Annotated in this window: 1 protein-coding gene (running past one end of the window); it reads left to right on the forward strand. The window is 70.6% G+C overall.

The annotated features are described in order from the left end of the window. A protein-coding gene (locus tag LTT66_RS33250; protein WP_233062462.1) for a type I polyketide synthase crosses the window boundary here: on the forward strand, positions 1-21649 show its 5' portion. It continues 176 nt past the right edge of the window; the window shows 21649 of its 21825 coding nt (coding positions 1-21649); the start codon lies at positions 1-3; its stop codon lies off the right edge, out of view.

Here is a 21649-nt window from a genome sequence, read left to right on the forward strand (position 1 = left end):
ATGTCAGATGATGGGTACGACCTACGGGTCTTGCTGACGCGGGCACTCCGCCGAATTCAGGAGTTGGAGGCAGGGCCGCAGCGCGAGCCGATCGCCATCGTGGGGATCGGCTGTCGCTTCCCCGGCGGCGCGGAAAACCCGCAGCAGTACTGGGAACTGCTGACCTCGGGCCGCGACGCGATCGTCGAGGCGCCGGAAAACCGTTGGACCGTAACGGATTCGGCGCCTCGGCGAGCGCGGCGGCGGGCCGGTCTGCTCGCCGGTGCGATCGATGCCATGGACGCGGAGTTCCTGGGCATCGCGCCGCGCGAAGCGGCGGCGATGGATCCGCAGCAGCGGCTGGTATTGGAAGTCGCTTGGGAGGCAATAGAAGACGCCGCCCTGGTCGCGGACGGCCCGGCCGCGGCGCGCACCGGCGTGTTCCTCGGCGTCAGCTGGCAGGAATACCAGCGCACGATCACACCGGACTGGGTGAACTCGGTGGACGCGCACACCCTCACCGGGACGATGTCGAGCATCGTGGCCGGGCGGGTGTCCTACGTGCTCGGGTTGCGCGGTCCCGCGGTGGCGATCGACACGGCGTGTTCGTCGTCGCTGGTGGCGGTGCATCAGGCGTGCCGCAGTCTGCGCGCGGGGGAGTGCGACGTGGCGTTGGCGGGCGGGGTGAATCTGCTGCAATCCGAACTCACCTCGGAGGCGCTGGCCCGGATGGGGGCGCTCTCATCGGACGGCCACTGCCGTCCCTTCGACGCGCGGGCGAACGGGTACGTGCGCGGCGAGGGCGCGGGTGTCGTTGTCCTGAAGACACTTTCGCGGGCGATCGCCGACGGTGACCCGATCAGGGCGGTCATCCGGGGATCGAGTGTGAACCACGACGGCCGGTCCATGGGGTTGACCGCGCCGAACCCGATGGCGCAGCGGGAACTGCTGCGCGATGCCCTGAGCGACGCCGGCTGCGCCGCCGACCTGGTGGGCTACGTCGAGACGCATGGCACGGGCACGCCGCTCGGGGATCCGATCGAGATCGAGGCGTTGTCCAAAGTTCTGGGCGCGCCGCGGGCGGATGGCTCGGTGTGCCTGCTCGGTTCGGTCAAGTCGCAGATCGGTCACCTCGAGGCGGCCGCGGGCGTCGCCGGGCTGATCAAGGTGGTGCTGCAACTGGAGCACGAACGCATCCCACGCCAGCACGATTTCGCCACGATGAACCCCAAGATCACGCTGGACGGCACGGCGCTGGCGGTGCCGACCCGCGATGTCGAGTGGCCGCGAACCGACCGACCGCGGCTGGCCGGGGTCAGTTCGTTCGGCTTCGCGGGCACCAACGCGCACGTGGTGCTGGAGCAGGCGCCCGAACCAGCGGCGCGCGCGGAATCGGAAGACCCTGTGCTGCTGACACTTTCGTCGCGCACCGCTTCGGCGCTCGACGCGCTGCGTCATCGCTATGCGGAGCATCTCGATCGGCGGGACATCCCGCTCCGCGATGTCGCCGCCACCGCCGCGCTGGGGCGAACGCATTTCGCCCATCGGCGCGCGGTCGTGGCGCGCACGGCCGAGGAGGCCGCACGCGAACTCGCCTCCCCGGCAGGTAAGTCGACCGACCCGGACTCGGGGGAGCCGCGGGTCGCGATGCTGTTCACCGGACAGGGCGCCCAGTACGCGGGGATGGGTGCGGCGCTCGACCGCAAATATCCGGCTTTCCGCGTCGCACTCGACCGCTGTGACGAGCTACTCGGGTCGCTTCCCGGCGGGATGGGTTTGCGATCGGTGCTGTTCGATGCGAACCAGGAGTTGCTGGCCCGCACCGAGTACGCCCAACCGGCCCTGTTCGCTATCGAATGGGCATGCGCCGAACTGTGGTCGTCATTCGGCATCCGGCCGCACGTCGTGCTGGGACACAGCCTCGGTGAGCTGGTGGCCGCGACCGTCGCGGGTGCGTTGGACCTCGCTACCGGGTTGCGTTTGGCAGCCGAGCGCGGTCGGTTGATGCAGGCGGTGGCACAGGAAGGGGCGATGGCGGCGGTGTTCGCCGCGCCCGCGGAATTCGAAGCGCTGTTGGCGGATCTCGCGGCGAGTCTGTCGGTGGCCGCGGTCAACGCCCCCGGGCAGTTCGTCGTCTCCGGTGCGGTGGACGCGGTGGGCCAGGTGCTGCGAGCAGCCGAGCAACGATCGGTTCGCACCGTGCGGCTGCCCGGCGCGACGGCGTTTCACTCGCCTCTGCTGGATCCGATACTGGACGACTTCCAGGCGCGGGTCGCCGAGTTGGTGCCCGCCCCGCGTGCGGCGGCGATTGCGCTGGTGTCGAACGTGACCGGCGCACGGATCGAGGCCCCGATGGATGCCGCGTACTGGCGTGCGCATGCCCGCGGCACCGTCCGCTTCGCCGAGGGTGTGCGCTCGGTAGCCGAATTCGGTGTGGATGCTTATCTCGAGGTGGGACCGCATCCGGTGCTGCTGGAGTTCGGCAGGCAAGCCGACCCGGACGCCTTGTGGGTGCCGAGCATGCGCCGTGCGTCCGTGGATGACGAGGTGCTGTTGCGCGGTATCGGCGACCTGTACTGCGCGGGCGCGGCGATCGACTGGAGCGCGGTGGTGCCCCCGGACGCGCGCCGGCGCAACGGGCTGCCCACCTATCCTTTCGAACGTGTGCGGATCACCGTGCCGTCCGCGGACACCGGATACCTTGCCGAGCACCGGTTTCGGGATCGCGCGGTGGTGCCCGCGGCGGATCTCGCGCTGCGTGCCTTGCGCGCGGCAGGCGGCGCCGACGACGAGCTGATCGACTTCGTGGCCGCACGGCCGGTGCCGCTGGATGAACTGAATGCGCCACAGGTGTCGGTCGGGGAGGGCCGCACCGAAGTTCGGTTCCAGGTCGACAACGGCAGCGTCACGGCGGTGTCCGCGGTAGTTCGAGCCGCCTCGAATCGGCCGCGCGATTCCGGAAGGCTGTCCGCGGCGCGGCTCACGCCGTCCACCGAGTGGGAGACCGACGATTTCTACCGTCGCTGCGCGGATGCCGGGTTGACGTTCGGTCCGCGGTTCCGCTGGATCACTCGGCTGCGGCTCGGTGCCGACAGCGTGCTCGCCGAACTGACGCGCCCGGCGGAACTCGCCGGTGAACCGGACGCCTGGCTGCCGTGCCTGCTCGACGCCGCGGTGCAGACCGGGCTCGCGCTGGTGACCCGTGGCGATCGCGCGGCCCAGTTGCCGGTGGGTATCGGCCGTTTGCGGCTGTCCGGGGCGCAGGCCGATGAGCGGGCGTGGGCGCTGGCCGAGCGCACCGGCCGCACGATTCGCATCACCGTCTTCGATACCGCCGACACGGTGATCTGCGATATCGAAGACGTATGGTTCGCCGAGTCCGGCACCGCCGGGCAGTCGCAGGATCGGGATCGCATGTCGCGCTTCACTCATCGTCCGGCCTGGGAGCCTGCCGCGGCGGCGCCGCGCGGACAAGGCATCGCCCCGGTGCTGGTGATCGGCGTCGGCCGACAGGCGGACCGGCTCGCCGCCGCGTTGCGCGCTACCGGCACCGATGCGGTGGCAGTGGAGCGTACGGTCGATCCGGCCGTCTGGCCCGGCGACGGCCGCGCGGTGATCTACCTCGCCGATGTCGAGGCGGACGACAGTGCCGACGCGGCGCGCACGGAAACGGAGTTCGCCCTCGGCGTGGTGCGGGCGATGGCTCGGACCGTCGCCTACGGGCCGCTGCATCTGGTGACCGTGGGGGCGACCGGCGCGTTGCCCGGAGAACCTGTGCGTCCGGCAGCCGCGACGCTGTGGGGGCTGGGCACGGTGGTGCGCACGGAGCTTCCCGAGTTGGGTTGCCGACTGATCGATCTGCCCGTCGGCGCCGGCTGCGACGACCACCGCCTGGTGAACGAAATCGCGTCGGAGGCAGTGGATTACGATGTTGCGCTGCGCGGACGCCAGCGGTACACGATGCGTCTGCGGCCGTCCGAGGACGTCGAGACGGTGCCGCGGCTGGATCGCGCTGCGGCGTATCTGATCACCGGCGGACGCGGAGCGCTCGGGTTGACCGCCGCGCGAGTCCTGGCCGAGGCCGGTGCGGGCACGGTGGTGCTGGCCGGTCGCAGTGCCCCGGCTGGGGGAGACGAGCAGGAGGTGGCGCGCATCGCCGCCCTGGGTGCGCGCGTCGAGACCGCGGTGGCCGATGTGGCGGATCGGGATGCGCTGTCTCGTTTGATCGGTCGTTTCGGCGGCGAGCTTCCGAGGCTGGCCGGAGTGGTGCATTGCGCGGGCGTTCTGGACGACGCGCTGCTGATCGAGCAGACCTCGGGACACCTCGAGCGGGTGTTCGCGGGCAAGGTCGCGGGCGCTTGGCACTTGCACGAGTTGACCGCAGGCCGGTCGCTGGATCTGTTCGTGCTGTTCTCGTCGGTCAGCGCCGTGGTGGGCACCGCCGGCCAAGGCAACTATGCTGCGGCGAACGCCTACCTCGATGCCCTCGCTCGCCTGCGTTCGGCGCAAGGGCTGCCCGCGGTGAGCATCGCGTGGGGTCCGTGGGCGGGCACCGGCATGGCTGAGGGACTGAACGATGCGGCCCGCCGAGCGTGGGTGCGCCATGGCGTCGCCGAATTGGCTGTCGAGGACGGCGCTCGGGCGTTGCGCTCGCTGGTGGCCGCGGAAGGAGTCGTCGCGGTGTTCCCCGCCGTCGCGAATGTCGCCGCGGAGCAGGAAACGGTCGGTCAGGTCGATGAGCAGGACGTGCGCGACTCGCGCGACCCGGCCGAACTGCTGGAGCTGGTTCGCGCCCATGCGATGACGACGCTGGGCCGCACCACCGCCGTGGCCGATCGCACGCCGCTGCGCGAACTCGGGCTGGATTCGATGATGGCCGTGGAATTGCGCAACGCGCTCTCCGCCGATCTGGGGGTACGGCTTCCGGCCACCCTGCTGTTCGATCATCCGACCGTCGCCGCGGTATCGCAGGAGATCGCCAGGCTCGGGGCGAAATCCGCACCCGCCCCACGCCGCACGGCACGGGAGCAGGCCGAACAGCGACCGATCACGCGCATCTCCGAGCAGCTCACCCCCGCGGGTTACCCAGCCGAACTCCCGGTTACACCTAGTACACCGGACGTGACTCAACTCACAGGACCCGAATCTCGCTCCGTTCCTGAGGATTACGCCGACGCGATCGCGATCATCGGCATGGGCTGCCGCTACCCCGGAGGCGTCCGCGGGCCCGCCGACCTCTGGCATCTGCTCACCACCGAAGCCGACGCGGTAACCGAGGTGCCCACGCACCGCTGGGATGTGGAAGCCTTCTTCGATCCGGACCCGGATGCCGAGGGCAAGACTTACACCCGCTGGGGTGGTTTCGTCGACGGTGTCGAGGAATTCGACGCCGGATTCTTCGACATCTCCGTGGGCGAGGCACGGATGCTGGACCCTCAGCAGCGGCTGCTGCTGGAAACCTCGTGGGAGGCGCTCGAACACGCCGGTTATCCCGCGAGCCGTCTGGAGGGCAGCCGGACCGGCGTCTTCGTCGGGTTGATGTCCAACGACTACGCCGAACGGATGGCGCGGGCGGATGTCGCCCCCAACGCCTGGTTCGGCACCGGCAACCTGGCAAGCGTCGCCTCCGGACGGCTGTCGTATTTCCTCGGCGTGAACGGTCCGAGCCTCACCATCGACACCGCGTGCTCGTCCTCGCTGGTGACCGTGCATACAGCGGTGCGCAGCCTGCGCAGCGGCGAATGCGATCTCGCCCTGGCAGGCGGGGCCACGGTGGTGCTCACCCCCTCGCTGGACATCTACTTCGCGCGAGCGCGCGGCCTGGCCGCCGACGGGCGGTGCAAGAGCTTCGACGCGCGCGCCGACGGCGTGGTCTGGAGTGACGGCGCGGGAGTGCTCGTGCTCAAGCGGCTGGCCGACGCGCAACGGGACGGCGATCGTGTGCTGGGGCTGGTCCGCGGGTCTGCGGTCAATTCCGATGGCCGCAGTCAGGGGTTGAGCGCGCCGAACGGTCCGGCGCAGGAACGGGTCATCCGGGCGGCGCTGACGGACGCGGCGGTCGAGGCCGGGGACATCGATTACGTCGAGACGCACGGCACCGGCACCGCGCTCGGCGATCCGATCGAGGTGAACGCGCTCGCCTCCGTGCTGGGGGAGGGCCGCACCGAGGCCGCGCCGTTGTGGATCGGCTCGGTGAAGTCGAATCTCGGGCACACCCAGGCCGCGGCGGGCATCGCCAACATCATCAAGGTGATCGAGGCCCTGCGGCACGAGCGCATTCCCGCCTCGCTGCACTTCCGGTCGGGTAATCCGCACATCGACTGGGATTCGGTCGCTATCCGGGTGGTCGCCGAGGAGCGCCCGTGGCGCCACGCACAGCGGCCGCGGCGCGCGGGCGTGAGCGCGTTCGGGATCAGCGGGACGAACGCGCACGTGGTGATCGAAGAAGCACCGCAGGCGCCGGAGGCCGCTGCCGCCGACGATTCCGGACCTCACCTGCTGGTCCTGTCGGCGAAGAACGCTGATGCCCTGCGGGCACTGGCGGCTCGGTATCGGGATCTGCTGGCCGCCCGTCCCGACACGGCGCTGGTGGATCTGTGTGCGTCGGCGGCGGTGGGTCGCACGCATTTCGGCGAGCGGGTGGCGATCGGCTTCGACACCGGCGCACAGCTGCGTGCCGCGCTGGAGGACGTCGCGACCGGGAGCACAGCGAGTGGATCGGTCGTCGGGGTGTCGAGTGGCGCGGCCGAGCTGGCCGGTCGCTACGTCGGCGGCGCGGAGATCGACTGGGCGGCAGCGTATTCCGGTCGGCCGTGGCGCCGAGTCGACCTACCGACCTACCCGTTCCAGCGCAAGCGGCACTGGCTGGAACTCGAGCCCCGCTCCGGCGGCCCCGTGAAACTCACCGCCGCCCAGGCGGCTGCGGCGCGACCACTCGAGCAAGTGGACTCCGCTGCCGAGCCTCGCACATGGCCCACGTCCTCGCGCACCTTGCGACTCACGCCCGAGATGTTCGCAGGGCATCGGCTACGTGGTGTGCCAACGGTGCCCGCCGCTTGGCTGTGCGCTCAACTGCACGAGATCGCCGCTGAGCTGCCGGGCGGCTGGGCGGTCACCGGCCTGCGCCTGGTGACGCCGCTGGAGGTCGCGGCCGAAGCGGTCGTGCGAGTCATGCTCGATCGCGGGTCGGACGGCTACGATGTGCGCTTCGTCGGTTCCGACGATGCCCGGACCAGCTACGCGCACGCGAAACTCACCGCCACGCAGACGGCTCCAGCGCCACCGCACGAGCCAGTGGGACACGCTGCGGAGCGTGGGATATGGCCCGGCTATTACGAGACTGTGGCGCGGCTGGGCCTGCACCTGGGGCCCGATTACCGCTGTGCCACCGAGTTCCGGCGGGTCAGCGACACCGACGCGGAGACCGTCTTCCGGTTGCCGCAGGACCTTCCGGCGACGCTCGACCCGGTCCTGCTCGATGCGTGTCTGCACAGCATCGTGCTGACCGCCGATGCCGCGGAGGGGTTGTTCTTGCCCTCCGGGATAGATCGTGCTCGATTCTTCGGCAGCCCGACTGTCGGGGACACGATCGTCCGCTGCCGGGTACGGGTGACCGAACGCGGCGCGCGCGTCATCGTCGGTGACGCCACACTGTATTCGGCATCGGGGCGCCCGCTCGCCAGCTTGCACGGGGTCAGCTTGATCGCGGCGAAATCCGCTCCGGAAGTCGTTGCCGCCGAGCAGGACTCGTCCAGGCCCATGGGCCTGCTGCACCACGTCGAGTGGGTCTCGGCCGAGAGCGCTGCGCCCGCACGGGGGAATGCCGCGGGCCGCTGGCTGATCTTCGCTGACGGGCCGGTCGGCGACGCCGTCGCGGGCGGGCTGGTCGCACGCGGAGCTGAGACCCTGGTTGTCCGCCCAGAAGATACGGCCTCGCCCTTCGCTGCCACGAACTCGGTGCAAGGCATCGTCTTCGCGTGGACCGCGGCGTCCGCGCAGACCCGCATCGAAGCTGCCCTGCGGGTGACGCGCGCACTGGACGCGGCAGCGCACCGGCCCGCGGCGCTGTGGTTACTGACCGTGAACGCCCAGCGCGTCACCTCCGCCGACCGGCCGGATCCCGATCAGGCTCTCCTGTGGGGCTTCGGTCGCACACTGGCCACCGAGCACCCGGAGTTCGGGTGCCGATTGCTGGACGTGCCTGCCGAACTCGGCCAGGACAGCGCGCCGATCGTCGAGGGCTTGCTCGGCGAGCGCGCCGCCGGCGAGTTCGCGATCCGCGACGGACGTTGGCTGACGGCTCGGCTCGCCGACGGCCCCGCACCTTCGGACGACTACCGGCTGGTCGCGCACCGTTCCGGCGATGTCGACCGGATGCGACGGGAACCCGCCGCTCGACGCGCGCCAGGAGCCGGAGAGGTCGAGATCGCTGTCGCCGCCACCGGACTCAATGCCCGTGACTTGTGGGTGGCCTCGGGCCTGCATCCCGATGGTGCGGTGCCGCTGGGGGCGGAATGCGCGGGCCGGATCACCGCGGTGGGGGCGGGGGTGGGTGGTTTCGCGGTCGGTGATCGTGTCGTCGCCTTGGCGAGGGACTGTTTCTCCCGTCACGTGACCGTCGACCAAGGCATGGTGGCACCACTGCCGGAACGCCTCACGTTCGCTGAAGGGGCGACCGTGCCATACGCGTTCACCACCGCCTGGTACGCGCTGTTCGATGTCGGCGGCGTGCGCGCCGGGGATCGTGTGCTCGTGCACGGGTCGGCCGACGGCGTCGGGATGGCCGCGGTGCAGGTGGCCGCGCACGCCGGGGCGCAGGTGTTCGCGACCGCCGCGCTGTGTCGCTGGGCGCGCAGCGCGGGACTGCCGGTCACGCAGATCGATACCTGGCACCACGAGGTGGGTGACCACGTCCGGGCGGCGACCGCGGGGCACGGCATGGATGTCGTCGTGCACACCTTGGGGGACGACTTCGCCGCGCAGGCGGTCGGCATATTGCACGCGGACGGCCGACTCGTGGACGTCGTCGACCCGGTACAGCGGCAAACCGCCCACCGCAGCGGCGAGATCGACCATCGCGAGTTCGATCCGGCCGCTACCGACCCGCGGCGGCTCGGGGAGATCCTGCGCGGCGTGATGGCGCTGTTCGAGCAACACGCACTCGATGCGCTGCCGCACGCGGTGCACGGCATCGATCGTGCCGCCGAAGCGTTTCGCGCCATGTCGCACCGGAGCCATCCCGGCCGCATCGTCCTGCTCGGCCGAGACACCCCGACCGCCGCGGGCGGTGATCCGTCGAGCGATGGCACCTACCTGGTGACCGGCGGGTTCGGTGGCCTCGGCGCCGCGGCCGCACGGTGGCTGGTGGACCGTGGAGCCCGGCATCTCGTGCTGGTCGGCCGTCGAGCGCCGGACGCGGCAGGTGCGCGGCTGCTGGAATCACTGCGCACCGGCGGCGCCCGCGTGACGGCGCACCAGGCCGATGTCGGCGACCGCGCGTCCGTCGCGGCACTGCTGAATGCCATCGCGGACTCCGGCTTCCCGCCCTTGCACGGCGTGGTCCACTGCGCGGGAGTGCTCGACGACGGCGTGGTGACCGAACAGACCTGGTCGCGATTCGAGACCGTGTTGCGACCCAAATATCATGCGGCGCTGCACCTGGATGAGCTCACCCGCGACCAGCCGCTGGAACTGTTCGTCACCTATTCGTCCGTCGCGGGCGTGCTCGGTACCCCCGGTCAAGCGAACTATGCCGCCGCGAACGCGGCCTTGGACGCGCTGGCTTGGCGACGGCGGGCCGAGGGATTGCCCGCGCTGAGTATCGGGTGGGGACCGTTCGCCGATGTGGGCATGGCCGCCGGTCGCGCCGAGGTCACCGCGCGGCTCACCCGGCGTGGTCTGCCGCCGCTGTACGAAGGCGATGCCGTCGCGGCGCTGAGTCATCTCGTTCGCCACGACAGCACTGTCCCGGGTGTGTTCGCTTTCGTGCCGGAACGGTGGTACGCCAACCGCTCGTCGCAGGTCGCGGCGCCGTCTGCCCCCCTGCGGACCGAGCAGCCGACGTCACGGCAGCCCCGGCCCGCGTCGAACGACGTCGCGCCCTGGGAGGCGCTCGTGCAGCGCGTCGCGATGCGGGTACTGGACCGCCCGAGCGAACTCGACCCGGATCTGCCGCTGCACGACACCGGAGTCGACTCCCTCACGGGGATGGAGCTGCGAGCCGCGCTGGCCGCCGAGATCGGAATGCCGCTGCCCGCCGGGCTCGTCTTCGACTACCCGACCGTGCGTGACATCGCGCGGTTCCTGCACCGTAAGGGCGCGCCCGCGCCTACCGAAGGCGAAGCGGGTGGGTCGGCCGACAACATCGTGAGCATCAGCCCCGCGGCAGACACCTCGACACTCTCGGAGACGGCGTTACCGGAACCTCCTGTGCAGCAACAGAGTTCGACACTGTCGGTATCGAACGGCTCGGAGAGCGACCAGAACGATTCCGACGACGACCCGATCGTCATCGTCGGAATGAGCTGCCGCTTTCCCGGCGGCGTGCGCACACCCGAGGACTTCTGGGATCTGCTGTGGCAGGGCCGCGACGCGATCACCGAGGTGCCGCCGCAGCGCTGGGACATCGACGCCTACTACGACCCCGATCCCGCGGCCTTGGGGCGCATGTACACCCGCTGGGGCGGTTTCGTCGACGGTGCGGACGAATTCGATCCCGCGTTCTTCGGCATCGGCGCGGCGGAAGCGCGCGCGATGGACCCGCAGCAACGCCTGCTGCTCGAGACCAGCTGGGAGGCGCTGGAACGCTCCGGGCGCGCACCCGGCGGTCTGGCGGGCAGCCGCACCGGCGTGTACGTCGGCCAGTGCTTCAGCGAGTACCCGAGCACGCCGACCCGGGCCGCCCACCCGACCGCGATCGGCGCCTACTCCGTCATCGGTTCGGCGCCGAGCGTCGCGGCCGGGCGACTGGCCTACGTGCTCGGGCTGCAAGGGCCGGCGATGACGCTGGACACGGCGTGCTCCTCGTCGCTGGTGGCGCTGCAATCGGCCTGGGACGGGTTGCGCGCGGGTCGCTGCGATCTGGCGCTGGTGGGCGGTGTCAATCTGCAACTGGCCCCGGAGACCACCATCGGCTTCTGCCGTCTGGCTTCCCTGTCGCCCGACGGACGGTCGCGGGCGTTCGACGCCGACGCCAACGGCTACGTTCGCGCCGACGGTTGCGGCGTGCTGGTACTGACCCGGCTGTCGGAAGCCCGCCGCAACGGCGATCGGGTGCTGGCCGTGGTGCGTGGCGTCGCGGTGAATCACGACGGACGGTCCAACGGTCTCACCGCGCCCAACGGCCCGGCCCAGCAACGCGTCATCACCGACGCACTGGACCGGGCGGGCATGCGGCCGGACGCGGTGGACTACGTCGAGGCACACGGCACCGGCACCCCGCTCGGCGACCCGATCGAGGCCACCGCACTGGCCGAGGTGTACGGCGCGGGGCGCGCACAGCCCCTGCTCGTCGGGTCGGTCAAGACCAATATCGGGCACACCGAGGGCGCCGCCGGTGTCGCGGGGGTCATCAAGGCCGTGCTCATGCTGCAACACCGCCGGATTCCGCCGAGCTTGCATTTCCGCACACCGAACCCACTGATCGATTGGGCAGGACTGCCGCTCGAAGTCGTCGGCGAGGCGCGGGAGTGGCCCCGGACCGTGCACCGACCGGCGATCGGGGTCAGCTCGTTCGGCATGAGCGGTACCAACGCGCACGTCATCGTGTCGGAGGGTGACCCCACACCCGCCCCGCGACCGGAATCGCCGACCGCGCAGGTACTCGCGCTCTCCGCACGCGACGAATCCGCCCTCGCCGACCTCGCGCAGCTCTGGGCGTACGAAACCGCCTCGGCGCGTGTGTCTCTGGGGGATCTGGCCTACACCGCCGCCACCGCCCGAACGCATTTCGAGCAGCGGCTCGCGGTCGTCGCCGCGACCGGCGACGCCGCATCGCGAGACCTGCGGGACCGGCCGCCGACCCTGCTCCGCGGCCGGGTGGAGCGGACATCGAAAGCGAAGGTGGCGCTGCTGTTCACCGGACAGGGAGCGCAGTACCCCGGCATGGCGCGCGAGCTGTTCGACTCCGAACCGGTCTTCCGCGCGGCACTGCGGCACTGCGACGCGGTGCTGGGACCGATCGAGGACGGCATCGGGCTGATCGACGCCGTGTACGGCGAGCACGGTCCCGAGCTGCTGCGGCGCACGGTGTTCACCCAGCCGGTGTTGTTCGCCGTCGAATGGGCGTTGTGGGAGCTGTGGCGGTCATGGGGAATCACCCCGGCCGCGGTGCTCGGGCACAGTGTCGGCGAGTACGTCGCCGCCTGCGCGGCGGGCGGCATGGCCGTGGAGGACGCTCTGCGACTTGTCGCCGTGCGCGGCAGACTGATGCAGCGCCTGCCGGACGGGGGCGGGATGCTGGCCGTCGACGCTCCCGCCGAGCAGGTGTCGCCGCTGGTCGCGCGGTATGAACCCACGGCGTCGATCGCCGGGTACAACGGACCGGCCCAAGTGGTGGTCGCCGGAACACACAGTTCGCTCGATCTGCTTCGGGAAGAACTGTCCGCCCAGGGTTTCCGGACCGCGGACCTGACCGTCTCGCACGCTTTCCATTCGGCGGCGATGGATCCGATCCTCGACGACCTCGCCGTGGCGGCGGCGCGCGCCACGATGACCGATCCCGCGATTCCGCTGGTGTCCAACCTCACCGGGGCGCCGCTGCGCGCGGGGGAGTTCACCCCGGAGTACTGGGCGCGGCATGCTCGTCAGCCCGTGCGCTTCGCTCAGGGCATGCGCGCCATGGCCGAGCTGGGAATCGATGTGTTCCTCGAGATCGGGCCACAGCCGACGTTGTCCGCGCTCGGCAAGCGAGTGCTGGGGGATTCGGCACGGTTCGTCGCGTCGTTGCGACGCGGGCGCGGCGACCGGGAGACGATGATGACGGCCCTCGGCCACCTGTACGTCGGTGGCGTGCCGGTGGACTGGGAACAGGTCCACCGCCCGCACGACCGTCGGCGCGTGCTCGCCCCGACGTACCCCTTCCAGCGGCAACGTTATTGGGTCGAGGCCCGGTCGGAAGCCGCGCTTGCGGCACCCGGCAGCGCCTCCGAAGGGCACCCTGGGCTTTCGGCCCGCACCGCTGACCTGCTTTCGACACAGAACTCCATGACCACCGGGAACGCCGACCACACACATCGATCCGGCGACGCCACGACCGCAGCCGCGCTCGTCTTCACCGCAGGGCACCCGAATGGGAGTTCCGGTGGCGCGTTGCCGGAGCCGGGTGCGACACCTACCGCTCCGGCTGGACCCGAAGACGTGCTTCCCGATCCGAGCGTCACTTCCGCAGAGCTTCCGGGCCGGGCCGCACATTCGGCTCCTGGTGCCATTCCCGTCCGAGAAGCGGGCCTTGGTCCGCGACGGGGGGACACGCTCGCCGAACCGAGCAATGGGCGCGCGAACCTTCCCATGCGAACCGGGACTGCTCTGACCTTCGATCACCACGCGGGCAACGCAATCAGTCCGGAATCTCGTGGCGTGACAACGCATTTCGATGTGACGCTCGCCCCGGACTCCCCACGTTATCTGGCCGACCACGTCGTGGATCGGACTGTGGTCGTTCCCGGCGCCTGGTTCGTCGCGACCATCGCCGACACCGCGCGCGAACTCCTCGCCGGTGACGTCGTCGCGATCGACGACCTGGTGATCACCAGCGGTCTCACGCTGACCGGGCCGCGGCAGGTGCGGGTGAGTTTCGAGCCGACCACCGACGGAATGGCGGTGCGGGTCACGACCGAAGGCGCAGGTCACCACGCGCGCGCCCGCGTTCTCGCGGGTCCGCACCGGATTCCGGACGGTCCCAGCCCGGCGCAGGTCCTTCCACGCTGCCCGGAAACTCTTGCCGGAAGCGACTTCTATCAACTGCTGGCCCAGGCGGGTCTGCCTTACGGCCCCGCGTTCCGCCGTGTCGTCGACGTGCGCTTCGGCCCGCGCGAAGCCCTGGTGACGTTGTCGGATCCCGACATCGACGGCGGTGCGGGCCTGGTGCACCCGGTTCTGCTGGACGCGGCGTTCCAAGCCACATACGCGGCGATGTCGCCGCGAGCAGGCGAGCAGACCTGGGTGCCGTTCGCCGTGGACCGGGTCTTCGTCTCGGCCGCCGCGGGCACCGTTCGATTCGGCCATGTGCGCGTCGTCGAGCAGACGCCACAGCTGTGCGTCGCCGATGTTCGACTGCTCGATGAGGAGGGTTACCCGGTGGTGGTCGCGAACGGACTGCGAGTGATGCCGACACCGACACCGGACGGGCCACCTTCTGCCCGTGTGTCCAGTGACCGGGTCGTCGCGGATACCTACCGGATCGACTGGCGGGAAGCCGAATCGGCGCAGCCTACCGCCGCAACCGGACGCTGGCTGATCATCGGAGCGGCCGGAGACTTCACCGACGGGCTCGCCGACGCCTTACGGGCACGCGGTGCGGACTGCGCACTCGCCCGGCCCGGCCGCGGTTTCGGGTTTCGTGCCGAGAACGAGTTCGAGGTCGACTTGGACGCGCCCGCGGCGGTGCGCGCACTGCTCGGCGCGGCCGGCGACGCACGCACACCGCTGCGCGGGATCGTCTTCGCGGCCGCGCTGTCGGCCGATGATGCGCCCCCGCCGGTCCGCGCCGAGCGTCTGGTGGCGAGTGCGTTGCATCTGGTGCAGGCCGCGGCACTGGCGGGCGAGCCGGCGGTGTGGCTGGTCACACGGCACGGACAGCGGGTCGATTCCGCCGATCGAGTGACACCGGAGCACTCCGCACTGTGGGGTTTCGCCCGCAGCGCACAGCTCGAGCACCGCGAAATCGGTTGCCACGTTCTCGATCTCGATTACCTGACCGATATCCACGCCGTGGTCGACGCGCTGGTCACACCCGCTGCCCCGGGTCAGCTCGCGCTGCGCCAGGGACGTCGGCGCGTGCCGCGGCTCGTGCCGATGGACACCGTACCCGGCGGCTCCCCGGCCGGTTCCGGCGTGGGGCAGACCGTGCTGATCACCGGTGGTCTCGGTGGTGTGGGGTTGCGGCTGGCTCGCTGGTTCGTCGAACGCGGGTGGCCGGATCTGGTGCTCGCCGCACGGTCGGCACCCGACGCCCGGGCAGAGTCGGTCATCGCCGAACTGCGAGGGCGTGGAGCCCGGATCCGGGTGCGGTCCCTCGACGTCGCCGATCGCGCTGCCGTGGCGGCCACGCTGGACTGGATCGACCGCGAACTGCCACCACTGGCCGGGGTGGTGCATCTGGCCGGGGTACTCGATGACGGGGTGATCGCCGAGCAGACAGCCGAGCGGGCCGCGCGGGTGCTGGCGCCGAAGACGTTCGGGGCCTGGCATCTTCACGAGCTGACCGCGTCTCGGTCCTTGCGTTTCTTCCTGCTGTTCTCTTCCGCCGCGGGAGTGGTCGGTTTACCGGGCCAGTCGAGCTACGGCGCCGCCAATGCCTTCCTCGACGGGGTGGCCGAGTTGCGGAGTGCGTCGGGCTCGCCCGCGCTGTCGATCGCGTGGGGTCCGTGGGCGCAGACCGGAATGGTCGAGCGGCTCAGCAGCGGTGCGGTGCAGCGGCTGGCCCGGCGTGGCTACGGCATGCTGTACCCGGAGCGCGCGCTCGATGCTCTCGCCCACCTGATCGATGCCACGGCGGCCGGTGCGCTCACCACCATGCCACTGGAACTGTCGGGTGTGGCCGGCGCCGATCTGCCCGAGGTGCTGTGGGATCGGGTCGCGCCATCGCCATCGCCCGCCGCGAACGTCTCCGCCGCGGGCGATGGCTCGGACCTGTCCGCCCGAACTGAGGCACTGGTGCGGCGCTGCCTCGGGCTGGCACCCGACGCCGATCTCGATCGGCCGCTGCACGAACTCGGGCTGGACTCGGTCGCGGCCCTCGAGATCCGCGACGAACTGTCGCGCTCGAGCGGGCACCGGTTGCCCGCCACGCTGGCCTTCGAGTACCCCACACCGCGCGCGGTCGTCGGCCTGCTGGTGCGGTTGGCGTCGGCTGGGGAGTCGACCGAGTTCCATGGCAATTCATCCGTGCGATCGGCGGCGCTGATGTCCGCTCCCGCAGTGGCATCAGCGGTCGCCTCGGTCCCACCGAACGCAGCCGCAGGCGCCAGCGCGCGGCGGGCGTCGGACGGTGAAATCACCGCAGTCGAGAACGAACCCGACACCTACAGTGCGTCGACCCCTGCCGAACGCCCCCTGCGCGATGAGGGAGAGTCCGCACACGAGTTCGCGCCGCGACGAGCAACTGCCGACTCGTTTGCCTCAGTTGCGACACCGACCGTGCCCAACGCAGCGCACGGCTCGAATTCCGGCTATCACGCCGACGCGATAGGGGATATCGCGATCGTGGGTGTCAGCGGGCGTTACCCGGGCGCGGACGGGCTCGAAGAGTATTGGCGCGTGCTGGTCGAGGGACGCGACTGCGTCACCGAGATCCCACCGCACCGCTGGGACCACACGCGCTATTTCGTCCCGGACCGGCACAACCCGTTCACCTCCTACACCAAGTGGGGCGGGTTCCTCGATGACGTCGACTGTTTCGATCCGCTGTTCTTCGCCATCTCGCCGCGTGAGGCGGAGATCTTGGACCCGCAGGAGCGGCTGTTCCTGCAAACCGCTTGGGCCGCGTTGGAAGACGCCGGACATTCCCGCGCCGACCTGGCCCGGGGCGGTCTGCGGCCGGAGCAAGCCGGTGTGTTCGTCGGCGTCATGTGGGGCACCTACCAGATGTTCGGGGCGGAGGAATCGCGGCTCGGGCGCGGCACGCTGCCCGGGTCGACGTTCTGGAGCATCCCGAACCGTGTGTCGCACGCCTTGGATTTCCAAGGGCCGAGCATGGCGGTGGACACGGCGTGTTCGTCCTCGCTCACCGCCCTGCACCTGGCCTGTCAGAGCATCCGCACCGGCGAATGCCGGCTGGCGGTGGTCGGCGGCGTCAATTTGTCGCTGCATCCCTACAAGTTCGTCGCGCTCAGCCAGGGGCAGTTCGCCTCCACCGACGGCCGGTGCCGTTCCTTCGGCGCGGGCGGCGACGGATACGTGGCCAGTGAGGGCGTCGGGGCGATGGTGCTGCGGCCGCTGGCCGACGCCGAAGCCGACGGCGACACCATCTACGGCGTCATCAAGGGGACCGCGATCAATCACGGCGGCCGGGTCAACGGATTCACGGTGCCCAATCCCGACGTGCAGGCGGCGGTGATCCGCTCGGCGCTGCGCGTCGGCGGGGTCGACCCGGCATCGGTGTCCTACATCGAGGCGCACGGCACCGGCACCGCCCTGGGCGACCCGATCGAAATCGCCGGTCTGGCCAAGGTTTTCGGCGGCTCCGGCGTGACCGGGCTGCCCATCGGCTCGGTGAAGTCCAACGTCGGACACCTCGAAGCGGCTGCCGGTGTGGCGGCGCTGACGAAAGTGCTCCTGCAACTGCGCCACGCGACCATCGTGCCGTCGCTGCACGCCACACCACCGAATCCGAATATCGACTTCGCGGCGACACCGTTCCGGATTCCGAGCCGGCCGCTGCGGTGGCCCGGTGGAGATCCGGCGCGGCCGCGCCGTGCGACGGTGAGTTCGTTCGGCGCGGGCGGGGCCAACGCCAATGTGGTGATCGAAGAGTACGTGGACCGCCGAGCGCAGACGCGGTTCAGTGGCGGGCAGGTCGTGCCGGTGTCGGCTCGCGACCCGGAGCGACTCGCGGATTACGTTGCCGCGCTAGACCGTTTCCTCGCCGGGCAGCAGCCGAACCTCGGCGATCTCGCCTACACCATGCAGGTGGGTCGGCAGGCGGGTCGTGCGCGCGCCGCGTTCGTCGCACGGGACATCGACCAATTGCGCACTGCCGTACGCGCCTGGGTCGATGACGTGCCCGGCGCGAGGTCGTGCCGGGATGCGGCCGAGGATTCCCGGATCGCGCGCTGGCTCGGCGGCGGCGACATCGATTGGACAGCCGTCCGCGATCCCGGACCCCGCCGCCGAATCCCCGCCCCGACCTATCCGTTCGCCCGGGAGCGGTATTGGATTCCCGACGTCGTGACTGGTCCGGTGCCGTCCACATCGGACGCGCAGTCGGTGTCCACACAGGAGAACACGCCGCTGGCACCATTCGCCGCATCGCACCCGTCCGTGCCGGAATCGAGCCCGGTGTCACATCACCCAACGAACAGGCGGTCGATGTCAGCACGGGAGAACACGCTGCCGGCACCACCCTCGTCGGCCCATCCGTCCGTGCCGGAACCCGGCTCGGTGTCACCACCGGTAACCGGGCGGCAGTATGCGCCGATGCCGGAGTACATGCCGCTGTCGCAAGTCGACTCGGGGCAACCATCCGCACCGGAAATCCCGCCCCCCGCACAACTCGCGTCGAGCCAGTGGTCTGGCCCGGAACCAGAAGAAACGCTGCCGAAGCCCCCGTCTAGTGAACAGTTCGCGCAGAAGTACACGCCGCTGCCCCAGGCAGCGGCAGCCCCAACCGCATCGTTGTCGCAACTCGCACCAGCCGAACGCCGGTTGCTGGTTCCGGTTTGGCGGGAAGCTCCACTGCCCGGGAGTGACGCGCGTTTCCCGCGCACCTTGGTTGTCTATGACGCACGGACCCCGCAGTACTTGGTCGAGGCGCTGGCCGCCGCCGGTGATCCGGGCCGTTTGGTGCGGCTGTCGGATCTGCCGGGCGATTTGAACCGGGACGACTTCGACGCGGCCGCCGCTCTCGGCCGGACATTGGCGGCGCGCTATCCCGACACCGACTGCTTGCTCGACGTGTGCGATCTCGTTCCCGCGCCGGCGGGCCGACCCACTGGCGACCTCGGCCGGATGGGCCTGTACCAGGGCGTGCTCGAGGCGCGCACCGGTTCGCTCACACTGATGCACGTCGCCGCCGGGCATCCCGGCGCAGGCGGTCCGGAGTCCGCGCCGTTGGGCGGATTGGCCGCCGCGCTGGCCGAGGAAATCCGTGACGTGCGCACCCGCAGTGTGCACTTCGCCACCGAGCATGCCACGGTGTGCGCCGATCCCGCCCGATTGCTGGCGATCCTGGGCGCGGAATGCTCCGCCGCCGAGGACAGCGCGCCGCGGGTGCGGTATCGCGACGGGATACGCGAAGCCGTCGAACTGGCGGACGCTTCGCCACGCGACGGTCTCGTCGTCGATCCCGCCCGCACCTATGTGGTGACCGGCGGCACGCGTGGACTCGGTGCGGAGTTCGCGGCGGCGCTGGTCGAGCGCGGTGCGCGCCGGTTGGCCATCCTCGGCCGGGAACCGCTCCCGCCGGAATCGGAATGGGATCGCGTGGCGGCCGAGGCCGGGCCCGTGGCGGAGAAGCTGCGGCGGCTGGTCGAATTGCGGGATCGTGGTGTCGCGCTGCGGACCTACTTCGGCAGCCTCACCGACGAGACGGGTCTGTCCGGCTTTTTCGACACGGTCCGGCGCGAGCTGGGCCCGATCGGCGGTGTGCTGCACTGCGCGGGCAGCGTCTCGACCGAGAGTCCGGCGTTCGTGCGCAAGAGCGGGCCGGCCATCGCGACCGTGCTCGAACCCAAGCTGGCGGGCACCGCGGTCCTCGCCGACGTGCTGGCCGCCGATCGCCTGGATTTCTTCGTGTTGTTCTCGTCGGTGTCGGCCGTGCTGCCCGGCTTGGCGGTGGGCCTGTCGGACTACGCGATGGCCAACGCGCACCTGGACCGCTTCGCCGAAGCCCAGCACGCCGCCGGGCGGCCCTGGTTCCGGTCGGTCAACTGGCCGTCGTTCCGCGGCACCGGGTTCGGCGAGGTGACCAGCACGGCCTATCGGGCCACCGGCCTTCCCGCGCTGACCGCCGCGGAGGGATTCGAGCTGCTCGACGCCGCACTCGGATTGCCCGGCGCTCCGGTCGTCTTGCCGTACTACGGTGCCGCACTGCGGCTTTCGACACGGACGAGTAAGCCGCTGCAGGCGCCGCCTGCACCGGCTGCCGCTCCCACGGCGACGAACGGGTCCGCGGCGGCGTACGAGGAACTGCTGCGGATCTTCTCCGACGAGTTGAAGCTGGCCCCGGCCCGCTTCGAGGGCGACAAACGGTTCGAGGAATACGGCGCGGACTCGGTGCTGATCGCCTCGGCGGTGCGCCGGATCGAGCAGGTCGTCGGGCAGCCCTTCGACCCGGCGCTGGTGCTGGAATTCCCGACGTTGGACGCGCTGGCGAGTCTGTTGACCGAGCAGTTCCCCGAACGCTTCGCGTCCGAACCAGCACCGAATCCGTCGCGGAAACCGGACGATCCGCCGAGCACAGGCGAGACCGGAAGGTCACGTCCCAGCACGGCCGCCTGGGCGGCCGACGCCCGCCGCGGCCGGGCGGCCGAGCCCATCGCCGTGATCGGCGTCGGCTGCCGTCTCCCGGGCGGCGACACGCCGGACGCGTTCTGGCGTCTGCTCGCCGCGGGCGAATCCGGCGTCCGCGAGGTGGACCCGGCTCGCTGGGACCCGGCCCGGTTCTACCGCCCGGGCGGCGGCCCGGGTCTGACCAACAGCAAGTGGGGCGGATTCGTCGACGGCGTGGATCTGTTCGATCCGGAGTATTTCGGGGTCACCGACGAACTCGCCTGGCAGATGGACCCGTTGCAGCGGCTGCTGCTCGAAACGTCGGTGCTGGCCACCACCGACGCCGGATACCGGCGCGACGAGCTGGCGGGCAAGCGGGTCGGCGTCTACGCAGGCAGCCGGGCGGCGAACTACTTCAACCGGATTCCGGTCGCCGACCGGCACACCATCATCGGCATCGGGCAGAACTTCATCGCGGCGCGCATCTCCGACTATTTCGACTGGCACGCGGGCAATGTCGTGCTCGACAGCGCGTGCTCGTCGTCGCTGCTGTCGGTGCATCTGGCCTGCCAGGCGCTGCGGGCGGGCGAGGTCGACGCCGCGCTGGCCGGTGGTGTGGAGGTGCTGCTGGACGAGATGCTGTTCGTCACCCTGTCCGCGGCGGGTGTGCTCTCGCCGCACGGCCGGTGCGCCACGTTCTCCGAGGACGCCGACGGTTTCGTGCCGGGCGAGGGCGCGGCGCTGCTGATGCTCAAACGGCTCGACGACGCGCTCGCCGACGGCGATCGGGTCTACGCGGTGCTGCGCGGCTCGGCGATCGGCAACGACGGGCACACCATGGGCATCACCACACCCAATATGCGGGCGCAGATCGAAGTGGTGACCGCGGCGCTGGACATGGCGGGCATGTCGCCGGACGCGCTGTCGTATATCGAGGCGCACGGCACCGGCACCATGATCGGCGACCCCATCGAACTGAAGGGGTTGGCGACCGTGCTCGGTGACCGCTCGCGCGGCCCGGAGCCGTGCGCGGTCGGCAGCGTGAAAACCAATATCGGGCATCTGCTTTCCGCGGCGGGCATCGCCGGGGCCGTCAAGACGATCCTGGCCGTGCACCACGCGGCACTGCCGCCGTCGCTGCATTGCGACAACCTCAATCCGCGCTTCAAGTTCACCGGGTCGCCGCTGCAGGTGAACCGCGAACTGCGTCCGTGGCGGCCCGCCGACGGCAGGCCGCGCGCGGCGGGCGTCAGCTCGTTCGGCTTCGGTGGCACCAACGCCCACCTCGTCGTCGAGCAGGCGC

This window comes from Nocardia gipuzkoensis (genome assembly GCF_021183645.1).
GTDB classification, from domain to species: Bacteria; Actinomycetota; Actinomycetes; order Mycobacteriales; family Mycobacteriaceae; genus Nocardia; species Nocardia abscessus.